Genomic DNA, 21,396 nt, shown 5'->3' with positions numbered 1-21,396 from the left:
AACACGAACATTTATATTAGATTTGCAGGATATAAAAATTTATATTTATAAAATAATATGTTTGATTTAAAAGGAAAATCTATTTTAATAACAGGGGGTACGGGATCCCTTGGAAAAGCACTAACCAGTCATATTCTAAAAAATAATCCAGAAGTTAGGAGGCTAATAATTTATTCTCGCGATGAGCAGAAACAATTCCAGATGGCTCAAGAATACCCTGACACTAAATATCCTCAAATACGTTATTTTATTGGTGATGTAAGAGATAAGGAGCGACTGGTAAGGGCTTTTCAAGGGGTGGATTATGTAATTCATGCTGCAGCAATGAAACATGTTCATATAGCTGAATATAATCCTGATGAATGTATAAAGACCAATATAGGTGGTGCTGAAAATGTTGTAGAAGCATGTTTTAAGACTAAAGTACAGCGCGTTGTAGCACTATCTACAGATAAGGCATGCGCGCCAATAAATCTATATGGTGCTACTAAACTAACCTCTGATAAGTTGTTTGTCGCTGCCAATAATATTAAAGGAGAAAATCCAATAAAATTTTCGGTAGTCAGATATGGAAATGTAATGGGGTCTAATGGTTCTGTAATACCATTTTTTATCAATAAAAAGAAAGAAGGAGAATTACCTATAACAGACCCAAATATGACAAGGTTTAATATATCACTTCAAGGTGGTGTAGATATGGTAATGCATGCCCTAGAACATGCATGGGGTGGTGAACTTTTTGTTCCAAAAATACCTTCATATAAAATTATGGATGTAGCAAATGCCATTGGACCAGAATGCGAAAAGCCTATAGTAGGTATTAGACCAGGTGAAAAAGTGCATGAAGAAATGATAACACCTTCAGATTCTTTCTATACTTATGATTTGGGCAAATATTACACTATTTTGCCGGCAACCCATAACTGGAAACTAGATAATTATATTGAATCCTTTAAAGCAAAAAAAGTAGAGTTGGGATTTAGCTATAATTCTGGAGACAACACAGACTGGGAGACAGTAGATACTTTAAGAAGTTTGATAAAAGAACACGTAGATAGTAATTTCAAGGCATAATGCAAGCAATACCTTACGGAAGACAGAAAATTGATCAAGAAGATATTGACGCTGTGGTGTCTACTTTACAAGCAGATTTTTTAACCCAAGGACCTAAAGTTAATGAATTCGAAGATAAATTCGCAAAATATGTAGGCGCAAAATATGCTGTTGCTGTAAATAATGCAACATCAGGTTTACATATAGCTGTTTCTGCATTAGGATTAAAAGTTGGGGAGCGCGTTATAACTACACCTATTACCTTTGCTGCGTCAGCAAATTGTGTACGCTTTGTTGGTGGGGAAGTATGGTTTTCTGATATAGACCCGGACACTTTCCTATTATCCTTAGAGCACACTAAGAGATTAATTGAAAGTAAACCAAAAGGGTTTTTTAAGGGCATAATACCTGTGGATTTTGCAGGATTACCAGTTAATTTGGAAGGTTTTAGAGAATTAGCTGATAAACACGGGCTTTGGATTATTGAAGATGCATGTCATGCTCCAGGTGGTTACTTTACCGATTCTAAGGGTAATATACAAATGTGTGGTAACGGTAATTATGCCAATATTGGAGTGTTTTCTTTCCACCCTGTAAAACATATTGCCTGTGGTGAGGGCGGAATGGTGACTACAAATTCCGAAATGCTCTATAAAAAACTAGCATCATTAAGAACCCATGGTATTTCCAAGGATAACATGAGCGAAAACCATGGCGGTTGGTTCTACGAAATGCAAGAATTAGGATACAATTACAGATTAACCGATATACAATCTGCTTTGGGTATAACCCAATTGGCGAAAAACGATAAAGGAGTTGTTAGGCGAAACGAAATAGCAAACACCTATAAGAATGCTTTTAAAGGAAAAATTAACTATCAAGACCAGCCTAAAGGAGCCTATAACGCACACCATCTATTTGTTATAGAGGTAGAAGACAGAAAAGGGCTGTACGATTTTTTGAGAACACATCGTATTTTTGCTCAAATACATTACATACCCGTACATACATTGCCTTATTATAAAGATATAGGATATGAAAGTGCAGATTTAAGCAATTCTGAAATGTATTACTCTAAATGTATTAGCTTGCCCATGTATCCTAGCTTAACAGATGAAGAACAGAGATTTGTTATTGAGAAAGTGTTATCGTTTGTATATGGCTAATTTAGCAATAATTCCGGCAAGAGGAGGTAGTAAGCGTATACCTAAAAAAAACATTAAGTCTTTTTTGGGAACACCAATTATTGCATATTCTATTAAAGCTGCGATACAAAGTAATTTATTTGATGAGGTTATGGTATCTACCGATGATGATGAAATTGCAAAAATAGCTTTAGAACATGGTGCTAAAGTACCTTTTTTAAGAAGTAAAGCAAATGCCAACGATTATGCGGTCTTAGCAGATGTTATAGAAGAAGTGGTCTTTCAGTACAAAGAAAATAACCAAATATTTAATAATGTTTGCTGTATTTTGCCTACTGCGCCTTTTGTTACGCCTTCTAAAATTACCGAGGCGTATAATACACTTGCAAACAATAATTTTGACAGTGTTTTTCCCGTGCTTGAATTTTCGTTTCCAATACAGCGTTCGCTAAAAATAGAAAACCAAAAAGCAGAAATGGTATGGAGCGAGTATATGAATTCGCGATCACAAGACTTAGAACCAAGGTATCATGATTCTGGACAGTTTTATTGGGTTAAAGTTTCGTCTTTTATAAAAGAAAAAAAACTTTTCACAGCTAACTCAGGAGCTTTGGTCATATCTGAGTTATATGCACAAGATATTGATTCGGAAACTGATTGGCGATTAGCTGAAATTAAATATAAATTGATGCTTAATGGGCAAGAAAATAATCTTTAGGGCAGATGGAAATTCCAAAACAGGATTAGGGCATCTTTATAGATTATTCAGTCTGGTAGAAATTGTTAAAGGCACTTTCGATTTTGTGTTTTTAACACATGAAACTTCAACTAATTCTGTAATACCTAAATTATATAATATAGTAAATATTCCAAAATCCATTTCTATTAAAGAAGAACCTGAATGGCTTGCTACTAATTTTCTACCGCAAGCACATATTATTGTTGCAGATGGTTATCAATTTACATCATCTTATCAAAAACAGGTAAAAGAAAAAGGATTTAAGTTAGTATATATTGATGATTTAGCAAAAGAGCACATGTATGCCGATGTGCTTGTAAACCATTCGCCGTACATTCAGAAAAAAAACTATTCCAAAGAACCTTACACTAAATTAGCACTAGGCACCCGATATGCGATGCTACGACCCCTATTTTTAGAAGAAGCTAAAAAGGTCAGAACCATAAGTGTACTTGATTCTGCTTTTGTATGCTTTGGAGGTGCAGACCCTTATAATTTAACCTTAAAAGCCGTTAAGGACTTATTACTAATACCTCAATTCAAAAAGATTCATGTTGTTTTAGGGGGTGCTTATAGGCACAATGAAATTTTTGATTTGGAGGAATTCTATTCTGATAAAATAAATACACACAGGAACCTTTCAGAACAAAAGATGATTAATGTAATGCAACAATGTAATTTTGCTATTGCGCCGGCAAGCACTATTTTGTATGAACTTTCTTGTGTTAAAATGCCAATTTTAAGTGGATATTATGTAGATAATCAAGAATTAATTTACAATGGGTTTTTAAATAGCAAAGCAATCTATAAAGGAGGAGACATGCAAAACTATGAAGTTGGTGAGTTTAAAAGCCATATAAAAGCACTTCTTATTAATCATAAATTTTGTCATCAAATAAAAGCTCAAAAATCATTGTTTGATGACAAAATTGCCTCTCGGCATTTGAACTTAATTAATGATTTATGTTAACACTTGGCGTACTATGTAGTGGCGGTCTGGGATTGGATACGCTTACAAAAATTGCGAAAGAAAATAGGATAGAGTTTATTTTAACAGATAATAATTCCTCTGGTATTATTGATTTTGCTACTAAAAGCAATATTCCGTTTTATGCAGGAAACCCAAGAAAAGGCAAAGGGTTTAATTTTATAAAAGATTTTAACGTAGATGTAATAGCCTCAATTAACTATTTGTTTTTAATAGAAGAGGATATTATTTACCATTCTAATATCTTAACATTTAATATACATGGCTCCTTACTGCCCAAATATAGAGGAAGAACTCCACATGTATGGGCAATTATAAATGGAGAGAAAAAGGCAGGAATTACGGCACATGTTATAGATTCTGGTTGTGATACTGGAAAGGTTATCCATCAAATAGAAGTGCCAATTGAGCCTAATGATACAGGAGCGATAATGCTCGAAAAGTATGCCGAAAAATACTACCCGTTGGTTAAAAAAGTGTTTGATGACATAAAAAATAGTAATTTAAATTTAGTACTGCAAAATGAGGAAGAAGCCACCTATTTTGGAAAGAGAACACCGGAAGATGGCGAAATAAATTGGAATTGGACAAATGAAGCTATAAGAAATTGGGTAAGAGCCCAAGCTTATCCTTATCCGGGAGCTTTTACTTTTTATAATGGAAAAAAAATTATTATTGATAAGGTGTCCTTTTCAAATGAAAAAACCAAAAGCAGTCAATCCAGTGGCGAGATAATTAAATTAACCCCCCAAACAGTAGTAAAAACAAAAAACGGTGCGCTTGATTTACGAATATTAAGGACAGAAAATTGTACTTTTACTGTTGGAAATAGATTTGGCAATGAAAATAGGAAATAAAGAAATAGGAGGACATAACCCCTGTTTTATTATAGCGGAGTTATCGGCAAACCACAATGGAAACTTAAATGTGGCTATGGAAACCATTAAAGCTGCAAAAAAGGCAGGTGCCGACGCAATAAAGCTTCAAACATATACACCAGACACTTTAACTATAAATTGTGACAATGAATATTTTAAAATAGAAGGAGGAACACTTTGGGATGGCAAAACTTTATATGAATTATATGGTGAGGCTTATACGCCATGGGACTGGCATAAAAAACTTTTTGAAGTTGCAGCAGAAGAAGGTTTAATCTGTTTTTCTTCTCCTTTTGACTTTACTGCCGTTGATTTTCTCGAAACGCTGAATGTCCCTGCATACAAAATAGCCTCTTTTGAAATTCAGGACATACCTTTAATAGCTTATACCGCATCAAAGGGAAAACCTATTATTATATCCACAGGTATTGCCGAGGAAGTAGATATAGAATTGGCGGTTGATACCTGCAGAAAGGCAGGTAATGATGAAATTATTCTACTTAAATGCACATCTTCATATCCAGCTCCTTTAGAGCTGGCAAATCTAAAGACTATTCCAGATTTAAAAACACGTTTTGGTGTTGAGGTTGGCTTTAGTGACCACACTTATGGTTGGTTGGCTCCCTCAGTTGCCACAACATTAGGTGCTAAGGTAATAGAGAAACACTTTATTTTAGACAAAACTATTGGTGGACCAGATGCCGATTTTTCTTTAGATGTAAACGAGTTTGCTGAATTAGTAAACAAAGTTAGGGATACCGAAAAATTATTAGGAATAGTATCTTATGAAGTTTCTGAAAAAGTGAAAAATAATAGAAAATTTGCTAGATCCTTGTTTGTTGTTGAGAACGTTAAAAAGGGAGATTTTATTACCAGTGAAAACATTCGTTCTATTAGGCCAGGTTATGGTTTGCATCCAAAATTTTACCAAGAACTAATAGGAAAAAAATTTAGAACAAATGCTAACCGAGGAGAACCGTTAACCATAGAAATGATTAAAGAATGAAATGTTTTAATCAATAAAAAAAGAAACTTATTATATTGAAAACAAGTATTTATAATATTTTTTTTAGAGGCTTAACACTTTTATCTAAGTTTCTTTTTATAATTTTTTTAGGCAAGTTTTCAGTTGATGAAACTAATCTAGGAGTTTTCGGTATTTTCTCTACCTCTATTGCATTATTAATTTATTTTATTGGATTTGATTTTTATGTTTTTAACACAAGAGAAATCTTAAAAGCACCAAATGAAATTATTGATAAATTAAGGAATCAATTATTTTTCCACTCAATAGGCTACATAATAGTTTTACCGATCTCTTTACTTTTTATATTTAGCTTCGGATTTATTACCATGGAATATTTGTGGTTATTTATATTTTTGATTATTTCAGAACATTTAGGTCAAGAATTATATAGGCTTTTTACAACTTTAGAGAAATCTGTAAAGGCTAATATCATGCTGTTTTTAAGGTCCAGTGTATGGGTTTGGTGTGTTTTTATAGATTATTTCGTTTTTAACAATCCGATTAGTTTAAAAAGATATATTATAATTTGGGCTATTTTTTCATGGAGTACGTTTCTTATTTTTACTATTTATGCCATAATAGATATCGGTATAAAAAATATGTCTTTTAAACACCCTGATTGGAGATGGATAAAATCAGGGTTTAAAACAGCTAGTTTTTTTTTGATTGGTTCAGTGTCTTTTCAGATAATACAACTTTCAGATAGATTTATGATTGACTATTTTTTTGGAAAGAAGCTGGTTGGTGTATATACGGCTTATGCACAATTTTCTAATGCTATAGATGTTTTTACTTTTAGCGCAATTACTATGATTGCATATCCTAAAATGATAAAAACTTTTAGTGATAGTTCAACATACAAAAAAATAAAGAAAGCACTATTAATGAGTTTGGTTGGTATGTCTTCATTGTTAATACTTGTAACATGTTTTCTTGGGCCGATAATTTTCCGATTCCTTGAAAAGGATAGCATTTTGGATGAAATAAACACTTTTTATGTCTTGCTATTATCTGTGTTTTTACTGATTACTTCTAATGCATTTCATTATGATTTGTATGTTAAGAATAAAGACATATTGATAGTTAAAATTGCTGTTTTTAGCATGCTTATTAATGTGGTATTGAATTTAATTTTAATACCAAAACATGGTATTCTAGGTGCTTCAATAGCAACATTAGTAACTTTTTTGATAATTTTTATTCTTAAATTTTATTTCAGTTTTAAAACAAAAGTAGATGATAGTATTTGATTTAATCAATGACGAGGCTCCTTTATTTATTGAAGGGGTAGAGTACTTGTCTAATAAAGACTTAATAGCTAAAAATGAAGTAATAGGTATTACGGAAGGAAATAGGTGGCATGAAGAAGCAAAACGTTTGAAATGTACTAATAGATTACATTATTTTGATCAACTGGATTCGGAGAAGATTAATATTAAAAAAGAACTTAATAGAATTTCAAAAACATATGATAATTTTAATTTATACGCGTGCGACCGTTATTTAATTAAAAAAGACACTAATTACCAGCAAAAAATGGTGGTTTATACGTATCTTTTTTATGAACAGTTATTTACCCAAGGTGTTTCTCATTATTTCACAACAGGAATTGCTTACACTTATAATTTAATTTCTTATCAAGTAAGTAAACGTTTTAAGGTAAAACATATTTCCTTTTATGGAACAAGAATTCGAAATAAAACTGCAATTTCATTAGATGTATCAAATACCTTTAATTTTGTATCAATGCAATTTAAAGAATTTGATATTAGTAAAGTAACTCAAGAAATGTATAAGCCAATAGATACCTTTGTTAATAAACCAAAACAACCTCTATACATGAAAAATGCAATAAACGCATCAACAATAAAGGGAGTTTTTGTAAAGGAGTTTTTCATTAGGTTCAATAAGTTCTATTTCAAGGGAAAACATAAATATGACCTATTTACTAGAAGCCCTTTTGAGCTAAGCCTTTTTAAATTAAAAAAAATCTTAAATGCTAAGAAGATAAACTTACTACATGATTCAATCTTCGAAAAACCAAATTATAATGAAAAATATTTTATATTTCCTTTACATATGCAGCCAGAAGCAAGTACCTTAGTCTTGGCTCCCTTTCAAGTTAACCAAAAGACAACAATTATTAATATTAGTAAACTAATACCTCCAAACATAAAGATTTATGTAAAGGAACATAAAAGTGCTCTTGGGCAGCATACAATGTCTTTTTATAAGGAATTAAAGCAATATCCTAATATTAAGATGATTTCACATAATGAGAATATGTTTGATTTAATTAAAGGCTCTTTAGGAACAATTAATTTATCAAGTACAGTTGGTCTAGAGTCATTATTTTTAAAAAAACCATCAGTAGTATTAGGAAATGTGTTTTACAATGATTCGGGTCTTACTTTTAAGGTTAATTCGTATAAAGAATTAGGAGCTATAGTTAACCAGTTAAGTAAAGATGATTTTGATATAGAAGATAAATTTAAAAACTATAGTGCAAAATTAGCCTATTATATTTACTGTTTAGAAAGAAATTCTTATCCTTTTGAGTTTAACGTAGCTAAGCTTGACACGAAAAAGAGAGTGTTAGCTAGTGAAAATATTGAAGGATTTGCTAATTGTGTTAAGAGTTTTTTGAATCTATAAAAATTGAGAAATTTTGTTTGATAAGTAAGAGGGTATACTATATGTTCTGAAGGATGATTAAAGATAAATAATACTAATGATAATAGCTTTTATATTCTATACTTTATTTTCTTATTTTTTCATATCTAAAAGAATTATTAATATATGTACTTTATCCCTTATATATATTTTAGCAGGAATTTATGTAGGAGAAAGCACAATTAAATTTAGCTCTCAGTGGGTTAGATTTGATGATTTAAGTTTTTTTGATGAAAGTTTGTTTTATTTAAAGACAGGGTATTATATATTACTTTTGGTATTTCTTTTTCTACAAGTTATATTTAAGGAAGGGAAGCTAAAAAAGTCCAATAACATTAATGTTGAACCACTTTTTTCTATTAATGTTTCTTGGCTCTTAGTTCTTACATTAGCATTGCCTTTATATGTTGTTTATTTGAATATTTACTTCCCCGTTTTTCAAGAAAAGACATTTATATCCAAATATTTCCAAGATAGATTAGAGGATTTTATTCCCTTCAGGCCTTATTATACTTTGGCTATTAATGGTCTCTCTACACTGCTTTTTCTCCAGATTAATTACTTCCTTTTTTCCTACAAGAAAGTTAGCCCTATAAAATTGTTGTTGAACAAAAATTTCATAAAACTTGTATTTATAACAATGTCCTTGTTTTTTACAGCTAAGAGAGGGCAATTGTTTTTCCCAGTTTTTATATCTATAATTTCATACCTTATTTACAAGAGAAAAAGTTTAAGGCTTGCAATTGTAGGTAGTGGGTTTTTAATAATTGCTGCAATTTCAAGAAATTTTTCAAAGCTAATAAATGGGCAATTTAATTTAGAGGATATTACAATGTCCCTTTCAACATCATTTTTTGTTTCAGTTCGAGAGCTAACAAGAGTTCTTTATTTTTTTGAAAGTGGGAGCAATTCATTTTTATACGGAAAAACATATATTGCCGGATTATTTAGTTTCATCCCAACAAGTATTAACTCCTTGAAAGCAGATTACAGTTATATGAGATATACATCTATAATATCAAATCAAAACCCTGATGATTTTGGAGGAATGAGATCCACATATCTAGGAGAAGCATATGTTAATTTTGGTTTTTTGGGAGTAATTATTTGTCCAATAATTTTTGCTTTGATTATTTATATGTTTCATCTTTTTATCAAAAAATATACATTTAATAAGTTTGTCTACTTTCTTGCTACATTATGGATTTTTAAAATGGTTATTTTACCAATTTATGAAAACGGGAGTTCTATGTTTTTGTTCTTTTTGATAACAGTGATATTTATGGTAATCCCATCCCTAAAAATAAGTTTGAAACAAGACAAACTGATTTTACAAATTTTATTTTTAAATAAACGTAAGAATGCATAGAATATTGAGAATTAAGTTTGACGAATTTTTTCTTGGAATTATTCTGTTAACTGTCCCTTTTTCTAATGATTTTAATTCTAAAATAATAATAATTTCAGTACTGTTCTTCTTGTATAAGAATGTTAAAAATAATTCATGGCAGAATTTAAAATTTTTCTGGATATCCTTTATGCTTTTTGGTGTTCAGTTTTTGTCTTTTTTAAACAGTTCTAACTTTTATGAGGCAAGTAAAAAGATGGTATTGTTTATACCATTTATAGCTTTCCCCTTTTTATTTAGCTCCCTTTTTGAGAAAAAAGTAAACATATATATTATATTTAGTTTCCTTTTGTATGGATCTCTTCTAATTATTTTATATGCATGGGCAGGAGTTTTGTATGAAGTTTTTGTTTTAAATCAAAAATTTGACTATGGAAGAGGATTAGCCTTGTTTTTAAAATACGCGCCTCATCATGTTTATTTGTCTATATTCATTTTAATTACAATATATTCAAATATAAAGGGGGTTGCGAAGTATAATTTGAGGGAAGCAAACCTATTTGTTATTCCTATTTTGTATTTTATGATTTTTTTCTTGGGTTCAAGATTAGGAGTACTTATTGCTATTTTATTATTACCTTATCTTTTATATAGAGAATTAAAAAAAAGATACAGTAAAAACATAATTAAGAGAGTATTTGTATTATTCTTGATGATAACGATTTTAGGCTTTTTTAACAAGTTTACTAGGGAAAAAGTGTTATTTACATTTTACGAGATTGTAGATATATCTACAGTTGATAAATTCACAAACAAGAAGCCTTTTGATGGAGTAGGGTTTAGAGCCGCAATATGGAAATCATCTGTTCAGGCAATTAAAGAGTCTCCTTTTTTTGGCTATGGAATTGGAGACGCCCAATATGTGTTGAATTCAAAATACAGTAATAATAGTACCTACGATGTTATAGGAATGAATTCTCATAATCAATACTTACAATTTATGGTTTATTATGGAGTTATTTTGTTTTTGATAATTATGGCCTCATTATTTTACATCATTAAAAGAATAATAAAAATTAAAGATTTGTTTTTATTTTATGTATGGTTTGTGTTATTGTCCTTTTGTTTTACAGAAAGTATTCTTAATAGGCAATGGGGAGTAGTTTTATTTGCATTTTGCTTAAACATTTCAATTTATAAATTATATGAAAATCAAATACCCAATTAAACTTATTCTGCTTTTTTTTGTTATAAGTTCTTGTAATTTCAAAAAAAGTAATGTTGTTTACAATTCCTACCAAGGAGATAAAACGCTGGCTTTTTATTTAACATTTAATGGTGAAAGTGAAGATAAGTCTAGTTCAAATTATAAAAAGAAAACAGGAGAAACTCTGTTTGAAAAAGATAGATTTGGAAACGAGAATAGTGCGGCTATTTTTTCAGAAAAGAGTTTTATATCTTATGGAGATATTTTGGATTCAGTTTTTGCGGGAGAAAAAAGAAGGTTTACTTTTTCGTTTTGGATAAAACCATTAAAGAATGATAAAAATGTTTTTTTAATTGCTAAAAACTCAGATTCAAATTGTAATGAAGGGGAAAGGCAGTTTGGAGTTAAATTTACTTCAGAGGAGAGAGTTCAGTTTTTATGGTTGTATAACAACGAAAAGTATAATGGATGGAGAATGTTTGAAAGTGTAAATAAACTAAAACTAAACAAATGGCAAAGTATTATTATTACTTATGATGGATTTTCTAATGGAGGAGATGGCGCTTTTAGAACAAATCTTTATGTTAATGGTAAACATGAAAAGTTTAAATCAATAAATAAAAGAGGGAGGTTAGGGTTTATTGAAGATAAAAAGGCTCATTTTTCCATTGGAACCATGGTTAGTAGTTTAGGGGAAGTTTGTTCAACTAATTTTTTTTCGGGTAGTTTGGATGATTTAATGGTTTTTGAGCGAGTTTTAACTGGGAACGAAATTGAACATATAAGTTCATTAAAGAAATAGAAGTTTGAAATCAATTATTAGAAAAGAGAGTTTATTGTTTTATGGCTCAATTTTTACAGGAGTTTTTATTTGGTTTTTCTTCTATATAATTACACCTATTAGAATAGTAAATGATGTTTCTTTTTTTACTATATCGTTTATCTCATTGTCCTATTTATCTTTAATTTTGGGTTTTATTACATCATCATTAGTTTTAAATTACAAGTTTAAAGCTGGAGGACTTTTAAATAAATTAGAAATAAATAAATTTGTTGTAATAAAAACATTAATAGCACTCATTCTGATTTCATTTGCTTTCAGATATTTTGATTTATTCAGTAATAGAGAAGTAAAACTTACAAACCCAACACATGTTAATAGATATAACGCCTCAAATCCGGAAAATTTCTCACTTGTATTCATGGTACTCTCAGTATTTCGAGTTTTATTCTTTGTCCCACTAATATTTTATTTTGCCAATAGGATAAATAAAAAAAGATTGTTAATTGTCTGTAGTTTCCTCTTTTTACTACCCTTTTTAGAAGCATATTTACGAGGTTCGAGGAGGTTAATATTTGAATCTTTAGGATTGCTAATAGTCATCCTTTTTATATTTAATAAAATTAGCCTTAAATCCTTCAAAACCCTAACCACTCTAATAATTACAATAATAATTCTATTTGGTTTTTCGCTTTCAGTTCTTAAAAGTAGAGTCTCTGAAAACAACAAAGAATTTTTTTCAAAGATATTTAATTCTCAATACAATGAATTTATCCCGCCAAAACAGGAAGCTATTAAATTTATACAAGAGAATAATAATATTTTAGGTCACGTTTATTTTTCTGAAATACACTTGGGGCAATATATTACTCATGGTATCTTTGAAATGGACTACATGCTTTCCGCCCAACCAAAACACATGTATGGGAAGTTTAACTGTTATCTTTTTATTAAATTTTTCAACAAATTAGGAGTGTCCAATATTCCTTTAAATAGCCTTAACAATCCCACGAACAGAATTACCTATATTACATTTTTTGGAGGGATGTTTTTAGATTTTGGGTGGTTTTCAATACCATTCATGTTTTTATTTGGTGTTTTCCAGCATAAACTACTACTGTTAAGTAGGCATTCTTACATTTTAATACCGTTAAGTATATTATTATTGTTTTCAAATGTCTTTATGTTGATTTTTAATTTTTTTAGAACTCAATTCCTTTTTAGTATAACAATTTATGTCCTATTTATGGGTGTAATGTTAATAATGCCTAAAAGCAAAGAAGGTAATCTCCCATAACGCAATTATTAATTTCTGTTTTTGAGGTAATGTTTAGTCTTTAATTTTAAAATATTACAGTAAATTTGAATTCTAAATAAAGAAAGAATAATTAATGAAGGGAATTGCGTTAATTTTTGGTGGCTCAGGGTATATTGGAACAAATCTCCTTAAATTCTTCATAAAAAAAAATGTTTTTAATAAATACATTGTATGCGATATTAAACGATTAACTGGTTTTGAAAATGAAATAAAAAATGGATTAGTTGAATATTTAAAATTAGATGTAAGAGAACAAATTAATGTTGATGTTCAAAATGTTGACGGTTATAATAGTTGGATTTTCAATTTTGCAGCTATTCATCGAGAACCAGGGCACAATTACAAAGAATATTTTGACACTAATGTACCAGGTGCCGAAAATATTAATGAGTTCGCTAGAAAAACGGGTATAAAAAATATTTTTTTTACCAGTAGTATTGCTCCTTACGGGAAATCACTGAATCAAAGAACTGAAAACTCAACGTTATATCCGGAAACGGGTTATGGTATATCAAAAGCCCTTGCTGAAAAAATTCATCAAAACTGGTTGGTAGAGGACGTGTCTAGAAGATTGATAATTGTTAGACCAAGTGTTATTTTTGGACCTCATGATCCTGGAAATGTATATAGAATGATAAAATCTCTTAAAAAGGGAACTTTTATATTACCCGATGATGGAAAAGTGATTAAAGCTTATGGGTATGTATATGGGCTAATAGAAAGTATGTTGTTCACAATGAATAAAAAGGAAAGATTGATTGTGTATAATTATGCTGAAAACCCTATTGTTCCGTTAAACGAAATGATTAGTATTGTTAAAAGCAACCTTAATATAAAAAAGCCTACATTAAAACTTCCGGTAGTTGTTTTGGTATTTCTTGCGTTTATTATAAAAACAACCTTTAAGCTGATTGGTAAAACGTCAGACATTCATCCCGTGAGAGTTAGAAAAGCAGGTTTTCCAACCAATATAAAGCCAGATTACCTAATAAACAATAATTTTGAGTTTAAGTATAATTTTGAAAATGCTTTAGAGCATTGGAAATCAGTTTCTCCAGAGGATTTTAAATAATGAAAGTAGCAATAATACATTATTGGTTTATTACGCGAAGAGGAGGTGAAAAAGTTGTGGAAAGCATTCTAAAACTTTTCCCAGACGCTGATATATATACTTTGTTTTATGATAAAAACACTTACGGAAATCATTTAGGAAACCATAAAATATATACTTCTAGTCTGGACAAATGGGGATTTTTAAGAAAAAATTATCAGAAATTCTTTCCGCTTTATCCATATGGAATAAAATCTTTAAAACTTCTAGATGATTATGATTTGATTATTTCTTCTGAATCTGGACCAGCAAAAGGAATAGAAATCCCTAACGGAACACCACATGTTTGCTATATTCATTCTCCGATGAGATATTGTTGGGGGTTTACCCAAGAGTATTTAGTATCTGTAAACAGATTTTTGAGACCCATTCTAAGTTATTTTTTTAAAAGACTTAAAAATTGGGATAAGAATACTATCAATAATGTAGATTTATATATTGCAAATTCTATGAATGTTGCAAAAAGAGTTAAAAAGTTTTATAACCGGGAATCAAGTATCGTTTATCCCCCGATTAGTAATGACTTATTTGAGAAAAAATTGGAGATTGATAGTAATAGAGATATTTTCTTGAGTTTTGGAGCAATTACTCCATATAAAAGAGTTGATTTACTAATTGACACTTTTAATAAGAATGGTGAAAAATTGATTGTAATTGGAGATGGATCAGAGTTGGCGAAGTTAAGGAAAAAGGCCAACAAAAATATTGAGTTTAAGGGAAGCCTTAGGTGGCTTGATATTGAAGAAGTTCTATCGAGGACAAGAGCATTATTGTTTCCAGGGGAGGAAGATTTTGGAATGATTCCTTTAGAGGTAATGGCATATGGAATACCTGTTATAGCTTATAAAAAAGGAGGAGCATTAGAAACAGTTATAGAAAATGATAATTTTATACAGAAAAGTTCGGGGCTTTTTTTTGAGCATCAATCGGTGGACTCCTTACAAAGTTCAATTAACCAATTTAAAAAATTAGAAAGGAGTTTTGATCCTAGCTGGATAAGAGATCATGCCAAAAAATTTAGAGAACAAATTTTTCTAAAAAAAATATCTTCGGAGATTAATAACTTTTTAGATGCCAAATAGGAATATTTAGTGAGTATTATATTTAATTGTTGACATGAAAATAAAAAACATTTGTTGCATTGGTGCTGGTTATGTAGGTGGCCCTACTATGACGGTTATTGCTAAGCAATGTCCAAATATAAAGGTAACAGTTGTTGATATAAATCAGGACCGCATAGATGCTTGGAATGATAATAATTTAGATAATCTGCCAGTTTTTGAACCTGGATTAGCTGATATAGTTAAAGAAACAAGGGGTAAAAACCTCTTTTTTTCAACAGAAGTTGATACTGCTATTGATGAGGCTGAATTGATTTTTATTTCGGTTAACACTCCAACAAAAACCTATGGTAAAGGAAAGGGGATGGCCGCTGATTTAAAATTTATAGAATTATGTGCTAGACAAATTGCTAGAGTATCTAAGCAAGATAAAATTGTTGTTGAAAAATCTACTTTACCAGTTAGAACAGCTTCTGCAATTAAAAGTATTTTGGATAATACTGGTAACGGGGTGCAATTTCAAATTTTATCTAATCCGGAGTTTTTAGCAGAGGGAACTGCTGTTAACGATTTATTAAACCCTGATAGGGTTCTAATAGGAGGTGATAATTCATCTGAAGAAGGGATAGTAGCAATTCAATCATTAGTTGATGTTTACGCCAATTGGGTGCCAGCAGATAGAATATTAACAACTAATGTTTGGTCTTCAGAGCTGTCCAAATTAACGGCTAATGCATTTTTGGCTCAACGTGTTTCATCTATAAATGCTATGTCTGAGCTTTGTGAAAAAACAGGTGCAGACGTTAATGAAGTTTCTAAAGCCATTGGGATGGATAGCAGAATAGGGTCTAAATTCTTAAAAGCTTCCGTTGGATTTGGAGGGTCATGCTTTCAAAAGGATATTTTAAACCTTGTTTACATTGCTAAAAGTTATGGTTTAAATGAGGTGGCAGACTATTGGGAGCAAGTAATCTTAATAAACGAACATCAAAAAAATCGGTTTTCTGATAAAATTGTCAGTACTTTGTATAACACTGTTTCAGGTAAGAAAATTACTTTTTTGGGATGGGCTTTTAAGAAAGACACTAATGATACCAGAGAGTCTGCGGCTATAAAGGTTGCAGATAATCTTTTAAATGAACAAGCTAATGTAGTTGTGTATGATCCTAAAGTTCATTTAGAAAGGGTTTATTCAGATTTAGATTATTTAAAAACCCGTTCAGTTGAAGAAAACAGAGAGTTGTTATCTGTTGAAAGTGATCCTTATAGAGCATGTGAAGGAACACATGCAATAGCAATTTTAACTGAATGGGATGAATTCAAAGAATATAGTTGGCAAAAAATATATGACTCAATGAATAAACCAGCTTTTATATTTGATGGTAGAGGTATTCTTGATAAAAATAGCTTAGAAGAAATAGGTTTTACATACTATAAAATTGGTCTAGGAAAATAAACAATACTTAATGAAACGAGTTTTAATATCTGGAGCTGCAGGCTTTTTGGGGTCACATTTATGCGACAGATTTTTAAGTGAGGGTTATTATGTTATTGGTATGGATAACTTTATTACTGGAGACAGAAAGAACATTAGTCACTTGTGGAACGACTCAAAATTTGAATTTATTGAACATGACGTTTCTGAATTTGTTAAAATTGATGGAGGCTTAGATTATATACTTCATTTTGCTTCGCCAGCTAGCCCAATTGATTATTTGAAAATTCCCATTCAAACACTAAAAGTTGGGTCATTAGGCACGCATAACTTATTAGGTTTAGCAAAGGCAAAAAAAGCAAGAATACTTATTGCTTCGACATCGGAAGTTTATGGAGATCCTTTAATCCATCCACAAACAGAAGAATATTATGGAAATGTAAATGCTATTGGCCCTCGAGGCGTTTACGATGAAGCAAAACGGTTTATGGAATCTATTACTATGGCATACCATAGGTTTCATGGATTAGAGACTCGTATTGTTAGAATTTTTAATACTTATGGTCCAAGAATGCGTTTAAATGATGGTAGAGTAATACCTGCTTTTATGGGGCAAGCACTTAGAGGAGAAGATTTAACTATTTTTGGTGATGGCATACAAACGCGTTCATTTTGTTACGTAGATGATCAAATAGAAGGGATATTTAGGTTATTATTAAGTGATTATAAATACCCGGTAAATATTGGTAATCCTAATGAAATAACTATTCGAGATTTTGCCGAGGAGATCATTAAACTTACTGAGACAAACCAAAAAGTTGTTTATAAAGATTTACCGATTGATGACCCTAAGCAAAGGCAACCAGATATTACCTTAGCAAAAAAAATACTAAATTGGGAGCCTAAAGTTAAAAGAAGACAAGGGTTGCAATTAACGTTTGATTATTTTAAAAGCTTGTCAAAAGAAGAACTTTATAAAATGGAACACAAAAGTTTCGAAAATCATATAAAAAGATAAGTTTGAGTACATTTAAACAAGGGAGGTATTCCGGATTTATTAGGCCCATATCATATTTAGTGGATTTGACTATTATTAATGGTGCTGTTTATTTTTTTGACATTAATCTAATCCTAGTTTACCCTTTTCATCTTTATATTTCGTTATTATGGGTTGCCATAGCTTTTTATATTAGGTTTTATGAAGTTTATAGGTTTACCAGAATTATCCAAATCATATCTCTCTTATTTAAGCAAATTATTTTATTTTCTGTCATAGTTTATGCCTATATAGGGTTTTTTAAAGAACCTAGTATAAGTAGATTTAACCTAGGTCAATATTTGATTACTGTTTTTATTATTTTGACTTTTTTTAAGCTTTTACTTTATTTTCTTTTAAATAAGTATAGAAGTGTATTAGGTGGCAATATTCGAAATGTTGTTGTTATTGGAGATAATAAAAAAACAAGGCAACTTATAAAAACCTTCAATACGCGATCAGATTTTGGGTATTCATATAAACAGAAATTTGACGTAAATGATCATGATTTTTCATTAGATAAATGTTATAACTATATCATTGAAAATGATATTGATGAAATATATTTTTCGGTGGCAGAATTATCAAATAAACAGATAAATAACTTAATTGATTTTGCAGATAATAATCTTAGAGAATTAAAGTTTATTCCAGATAATAAAGATATATATTCTAAGAAGCTTAAATATCAATACTATGAATATACTCCTATTTTATCTCTTCGGAATATTCCGTTACAAGAACCAATAAATAAGTTTATTAAAAGGTTATTCGATATTCTACTGTCGTCTTTTATTATTGTATTTGTACTTTCTTGGTTGACCCCAATCTTAGCAATTCTTATAAAATTGGAATCTAAAGGCCCAGTGTTTTTTAAGCAGACTAGAAATGGATTTAATTATGAAGAATTTGACTGTTATAAGTTTAGATCTATGACTCCAAACAAAGACGCTCATTTACATCAAGCTACCAAAGGAGATCAAAGAATAACCGAAATGGGGGCGTTTATTAGAAAGACAAGTATTGACGAATTACCTCAATTTTTTAATGTACTTTTTGGAGATATGTCTGTTGTAGGACCAAGACCGCATATGGTAAGTCACACCAATAAATATGCTAGAAGTGTTGATAAGTTTATGGTGAGACATTTTGTAAAGCCTGGTATTACGGGGTTAGCACAAGTAAGTGGGTATAGAGGAGAGATAGAGGAAGATAAAGATATTATCAACAGAGTGAAGTATGATATTTTTTATGTGGAAAATTGGTCTATTTTATTAGATTTAAAAGTCATAGTCCAAACTTTTTTAAATGCGCTTAAAGGAGAAGAAAAAGCCTATTAAATAGTTTTAATTAAACTATCCAATTGTTTTTCTAAGTTAAATACTTGGAAAGCTTGTTTCCTAATAGAAGCTCTTATTTTTTGTAGTTCGGCTGTTGATATTTTATTAATAGTATTATTTAAATCAGTATAATCGCCAGCTTTAGCAATCCAGCCTAACTTATTGTTTTCGATTAATGTTTCTCCCTCTCCTCCTCCAAAGTATATTATTGGAATTCCTAATTTGGAGTATTCAAAAATTTTAGAGGGTACAGATCCATAAATTCTATTTAAAAGAGGAATAATAGTGAGATCGTATTGAATTATTGACTCGTGTAATTTATTTCTAGTCAATTCTCCATGGTAATATATAGGAAGATCAGTATTGCTTTCAATAAAATTTTTAATTAACGAACGCTCTGCCCCATCTCCATAAATATGAAATTCCACGCGCGAGTAATCTAATTCATGGCATAACTTGTAAATACCTTGAGCAACACCTAATAGTCCTGCATAGACCATTTTTATTTTGTTATCAGAGTTATGTTTTTGAAGAACTTTAGGAGCTTCAATTTGAGGATAGTTTCTATATAAAAAAGTGTCTTTTTTCGGAAATATGGATTGAATATGAGAGAGTATTTCTTCACTCTGCCCCAAAATTAGGTCAGCTTTTTTATAATTATAGTGTTCAATTTTCTGTAGTAATCTATAAATTGAATTTCTTTTAAAAGCACCTAGCTCTAATCCTGCCAAGGGCCAAAGATCACTTACATTCAAAATAAGTTTTCTATTTTTTGATTTTAAAAAAAGTATAGAGGTGAAGGCAACAAGTAATGGTGGGGATTGAATAATAACTGTTTTGGGTATCTTATTGAAACAAAAAAAGCAAATCAAGCTCAGGCTGTATGAAATCATAGCAAATAACCTTAGCAATTTACTTTTTGAATTATTAGCATATAACCATAATCTATAAACCTTTATATTGTTTTCAATTGAAGAAAATTTGAATCTACCTTTGTAATCATTAAATATTTCCCCTTTGGGATAATTAGGTAAAGGAGTTATTACTGAAACATTACACTCTCTTTTTTGTAAGCCTTCTGCTAAATGAAATATTCTATTAGATGCCGCTCCTATTTCAGGCGGAAAGTAATTAGTTATAATCAGGATATCCTTCATTATAATTGATAAATATCAATAAGATGTTTAACTATTCTTTGAGCTGATTTTCCATCCCATAGCTCAGGAATGGTTCCTGATCTCCATTCTCCAGATAACAATTTATTAAAGGCGTTAGAAAGCTTTTCAAGATCGTTCCCCACCAATACATTAGTTCCAACTTCACACGTTTCAGGGCGCTCAGTAGATTTTCTTAATGTAATACAAGGAATATTCAAAACGGTAGTTTCTTCTGTGATACCACCTGAATCTGTTAAAACAGCTAAGGAATGCTTGACTAAATAATTAAATTCTAAGTAACCTAGTGGATTTACAAACTTTAAATTTTTGAAGTTTAGATTTAGGTTATTTAAATGTTTTTTGGTTCTAGGGTGTACAGGAAATATTATTTTATAGTTTTCACTTAACACAGATATTTTGGTAATTAGGATTTTCAGTTTAATTTCTTCGTCAACATTACTAGGTCTATGAAGAGTCAATACTAGATATTTTTTGGGCTCTAGTTTAAAACTATTCCAAAAACTGGGTTTTTTAAACCGAGATTCATTTTTAAGTAAAGTGTCAATCATAACATTCCCAACAAAAAAAATGTTACTTGCTGATATACCAAGTGTTTTTAAGTTCTGATTGGCATAATCAGAAGTGGTAAAGAAATAGTCTGTTAAGCTATCCGTTACAATTCTATTAATTTCTTCAGGCATATCCATATCACCTGATCGTATACCAGCCTCTACATGCGCAACTTTGACTCGATGTTTTTTTGCTACTATAGTGCATGCCATGGTAGAGGTAACATCACCAACAACAAGAACTAAATCACAAGGATTCTGCTCAAGCTCTTTTTCAAATGCTATCATAATGGCACCAGTTTGTTCTGCCTGTGTACCACTTTTAACCTCTAAGTTAATATCTGGTAAGGGAATTTGTAATTCTTCAAAAAAAGTATGACTTAAGTTTTTGTCGTAGTGTTGACCAGTATGAACTAATCTATGTTTAATATTAATGCCATGTTTCCTTTTTGTTTGAATAGCTTCAATAATAGGAGCAATTTTCATGAAGTTAGGGCGAGCACCGGCTATAATAGTGATTGTCATAAAAA

19 protein-coding genes are annotated in these 21,396 nt (G+C 30.4%); 17 read left to right on the top strand and 2 right to left on the bottom strand.

The annotated features are described in order from the left end of the window. Positions 1–57: 57 nt before the first annotated feature. The 17 genes from pseB to FUA22_RS11310 all read left to right on the top strand — a co-directional run bounded on the left by pseB (position 58) and on the right by FUA22_RS11310 (position 19,140). Complete coding sequence (pseB, locus tag FUA22_RS11390) at positions 58–1,074, top strand: UDP-N-acetylglucosamine 4,6-dehydratase (inverting) (protein WP_147768417.1); 1,017 nt, start codon at positions 58–60, stop codon at positions 1,072–1,074. Then, complete coding sequence (gene pseC / locus FUA22_RS11385) at positions 1,074–2,219, top strand: UDP-4-amino-4,6-dideoxy-N-acetyl-beta-L-altrosamine transaminase (RefSeq protein ID WP_147768415.1); 1,146 nt, start codon at positions 1,074–1,076, stop codon at positions 2,217–2,219. Before pseB ends, pseC begins: the two co-directional genes overlap by 1 nt. Continuing rightward, positions 2,167–2,916, top strand: a complete 750-nt coding sequence (gene pseF, locus FUA22_RS11380; RefSeq protein ID WP_317132099.1) for a pseudaminic acid cytidylyltransferase — start codon at positions 2,167–2,169, stop codon at positions 2,914–2,916. The genes pseC and pseF overlap by 53 nt, the downstream gene beginning before the upstream one ends. Continuing rightward, the gene (pseG, locus tag FUA22_RS11375; RefSeq protein ID WP_147768413.1) at positions 2,894–3,907 is read left to right on the top strand and encodes a UDP-2,4-diacetamido-2,4,6-trideoxy-beta-L-altropyranose hydrolase; all 1,014 of its coding nucleotides are present in this window, start codon (positions 2,894–2,896) and stop codon (positions 3,905–3,907) included. Before pseF ends, pseG begins: the two co-directional genes overlap by 23 nt. Then, positions 3,901–4,782: a methionyl-tRNA formyltransferase gene (locus FUA22_RS11370; RefSeq protein ID WP_147768411.1), complete on the top strand. Its 882-nt coding sequence runs from the start codon at positions 3,901–3,903 to the stop codon at positions 4,780–4,782. The genes pseG and FUA22_RS11370 overlap by 7 nt, the downstream gene beginning before the upstream one ends. Continuing rightward, a complete protein-coding gene (gene pseI / locus FUA22_RS11365) occupies positions 4,766–5,809 on the top strand; it encodes a pseudaminic acid synthase (protein WP_170309900.1) in 1,044 nt (347 codons plus the stop codon). Before FUA22_RS11370 ends, pseI begins: the two co-directional genes overlap by 17 nt. A 35-nt stretch (positions 5,810–5,844) precedes the next feature. Then, the gene (locus FUA22_RS11360) at positions 5,845–7,080 is read left to right on the top strand and encodes an MATE family efflux transporter (protein ID WP_147768409.1); all 1,236 of its coding nucleotides are present in this window, start codon (positions 5,845–5,847) and stop codon (positions 7,078–7,080) included. After that, a complete protein-coding gene (locus tag FUA22_RS11355; RefSeq protein ID WP_147768407.1) occupies positions 7,067–8,485 on the top strand; it encodes a capsular polysaccharide export protein, LipB/KpsS family in 1,419 nt (472 codons plus the stop codon). Before FUA22_RS11360 ends, FUA22_RS11355 begins: the two co-directional genes overlap by 14 nt. A gap of 76 nt (positions 8,486–8,561) precedes the next feature. After that, entirely contained in the window at positions 8,562–9,872 is a 1,311-nt protein-coding gene (locus FUA22_RS11350) for an O-antigen polymerase (RefSeq protein WP_147768406.1), read from the top strand. Between the two features lie 562 nt (positions 9,873–10,434). After that, positions 10,435–11,079, top strand: coding sequence for an O-antigen ligase family protein (locus tag FUA22_RS18450; protein ID WP_170309899.1), 645 nt, complete (start codon positions 10,435–10,437; stop codon positions 11,077–11,079). Beyond that, positions 11,057–11,860: a LamG domain-containing protein gene (locus FUA22_RS11340; protein ID WP_147768402.1), complete on the top strand. Its 804-nt coding sequence runs from the start codon at positions 11,057–11,059 to the stop codon at positions 11,858–11,860. Before FUA22_RS18450 ends, FUA22_RS11340 begins: the two co-directional genes overlap by 23 nt. A 166-nt stretch (positions 11,861–12,026) precedes the next feature. Next, the gene (locus FUA22_RS11335; RefSeq protein ID WP_147768400.1) at positions 12,027–13,136 is read left to right on the top strand and encodes an O-antigen polymerase; all 1,110 of its coding nucleotides are present in this window, start codon (positions 12,027–12,029) and stop codon (positions 13,134–13,136) included. Between the two features lie 94 nt (positions 13,137–13,230). After that, entirely contained in the window at positions 13,231–14,229 is a 999-nt protein-coding gene (locus FUA22_RS11330) for an NAD-dependent epimerase/dehydratase family protein (RefSeq protein WP_147768398.1), read from the top strand. Continuing rightward, positions 14,229–15,350: a glycosyltransferase gene (locus FUA22_RS11325; RefSeq protein ID WP_147768396.1), complete on the top strand. Its 1,122-nt coding sequence runs from the start codon at positions 14,229–14,231 to the stop codon at positions 15,348–15,350. The genes FUA22_RS11330 and FUA22_RS11325 overlap by 1 nt, the downstream gene beginning before the upstream one ends. Before the next feature lie 34 nt (positions 15,351–15,384). After that, positions 15,385–16,785, top strand: coding sequence for a nucleotide sugar dehydrogenase (locus FUA22_RS11320; protein WP_147768393.1), 1,401 nt, complete (start codon positions 15,385–15,387; stop codon positions 16,783–16,785). A 10-nt stretch (positions 16,786–16,795) separates the two neighbouring features. After that, positions 16,796–17,782 (top strand): UDP-glucuronic acid decarboxylase family protein, encoded by a 987-nt coding sequence (locus FUA22_RS11315; protein ID WP_147768391.1) that lies wholly within the window; start codon positions 16,796–16,798, stop codon positions 17,780–17,782. Positions 17,783–17,784: 2 nt separating this feature from the next. Then, positions 17,785–19,140, top strand: a complete 1,356-nt coding sequence (locus FUA22_RS11310) for an undecaprenyl-phosphate glucose phosphotransferase (RefSeq protein ID WP_147768389.1) — start codon at positions 17,785–17,787, stop codon at positions 19,138–19,140. Here the strand turns inward: FUA22_RS11310 and FUA22_RS11305 are convergent. Both FUA22_RS11305 and wecB read right to left on the bottom strand, forming a co-directional pair. After that, entirely contained in the window at positions 19,137–20,297 is a 1,161-nt protein-coding gene (locus FUA22_RS11305; protein ID WP_147768387.1) for a glycosyltransferase family 4 protein, read from the bottom strand. The genes FUA22_RS11310 and FUA22_RS11305 overlap by 4 nt on opposite strands. Continuing rightward, entirely contained in the window at positions 20,297–21,391 is a 1,095-nt protein-coding gene (wecB, locus tag FUA22_RS11300; protein WP_147768385.1) for a non-hydrolyzing UDP-N-acetylglucosamine 2-epimerase, read from the bottom strand. Before wecB ends, FUA22_RS11305 begins: the two co-directional genes overlap by 1 nt. Between the last annotated feature and the right edge of the window lie 5 nt (positions 21,392–21,396).

The organism is Seonamhaeicola maritimus (assembly GCF_008056315.1).
Taxonomy (GTDB): Bacteria; Bacteroidota; Bacteroidia; order Flavobacteriales; family Flavobacteriaceae; genus Seonamhaeicola; species Seonamhaeicola maritimus.
Note: the sequence above shows the minus strand (reverse complement) of the source record. Positions and strands in the feature narration are given on the sequence as shown.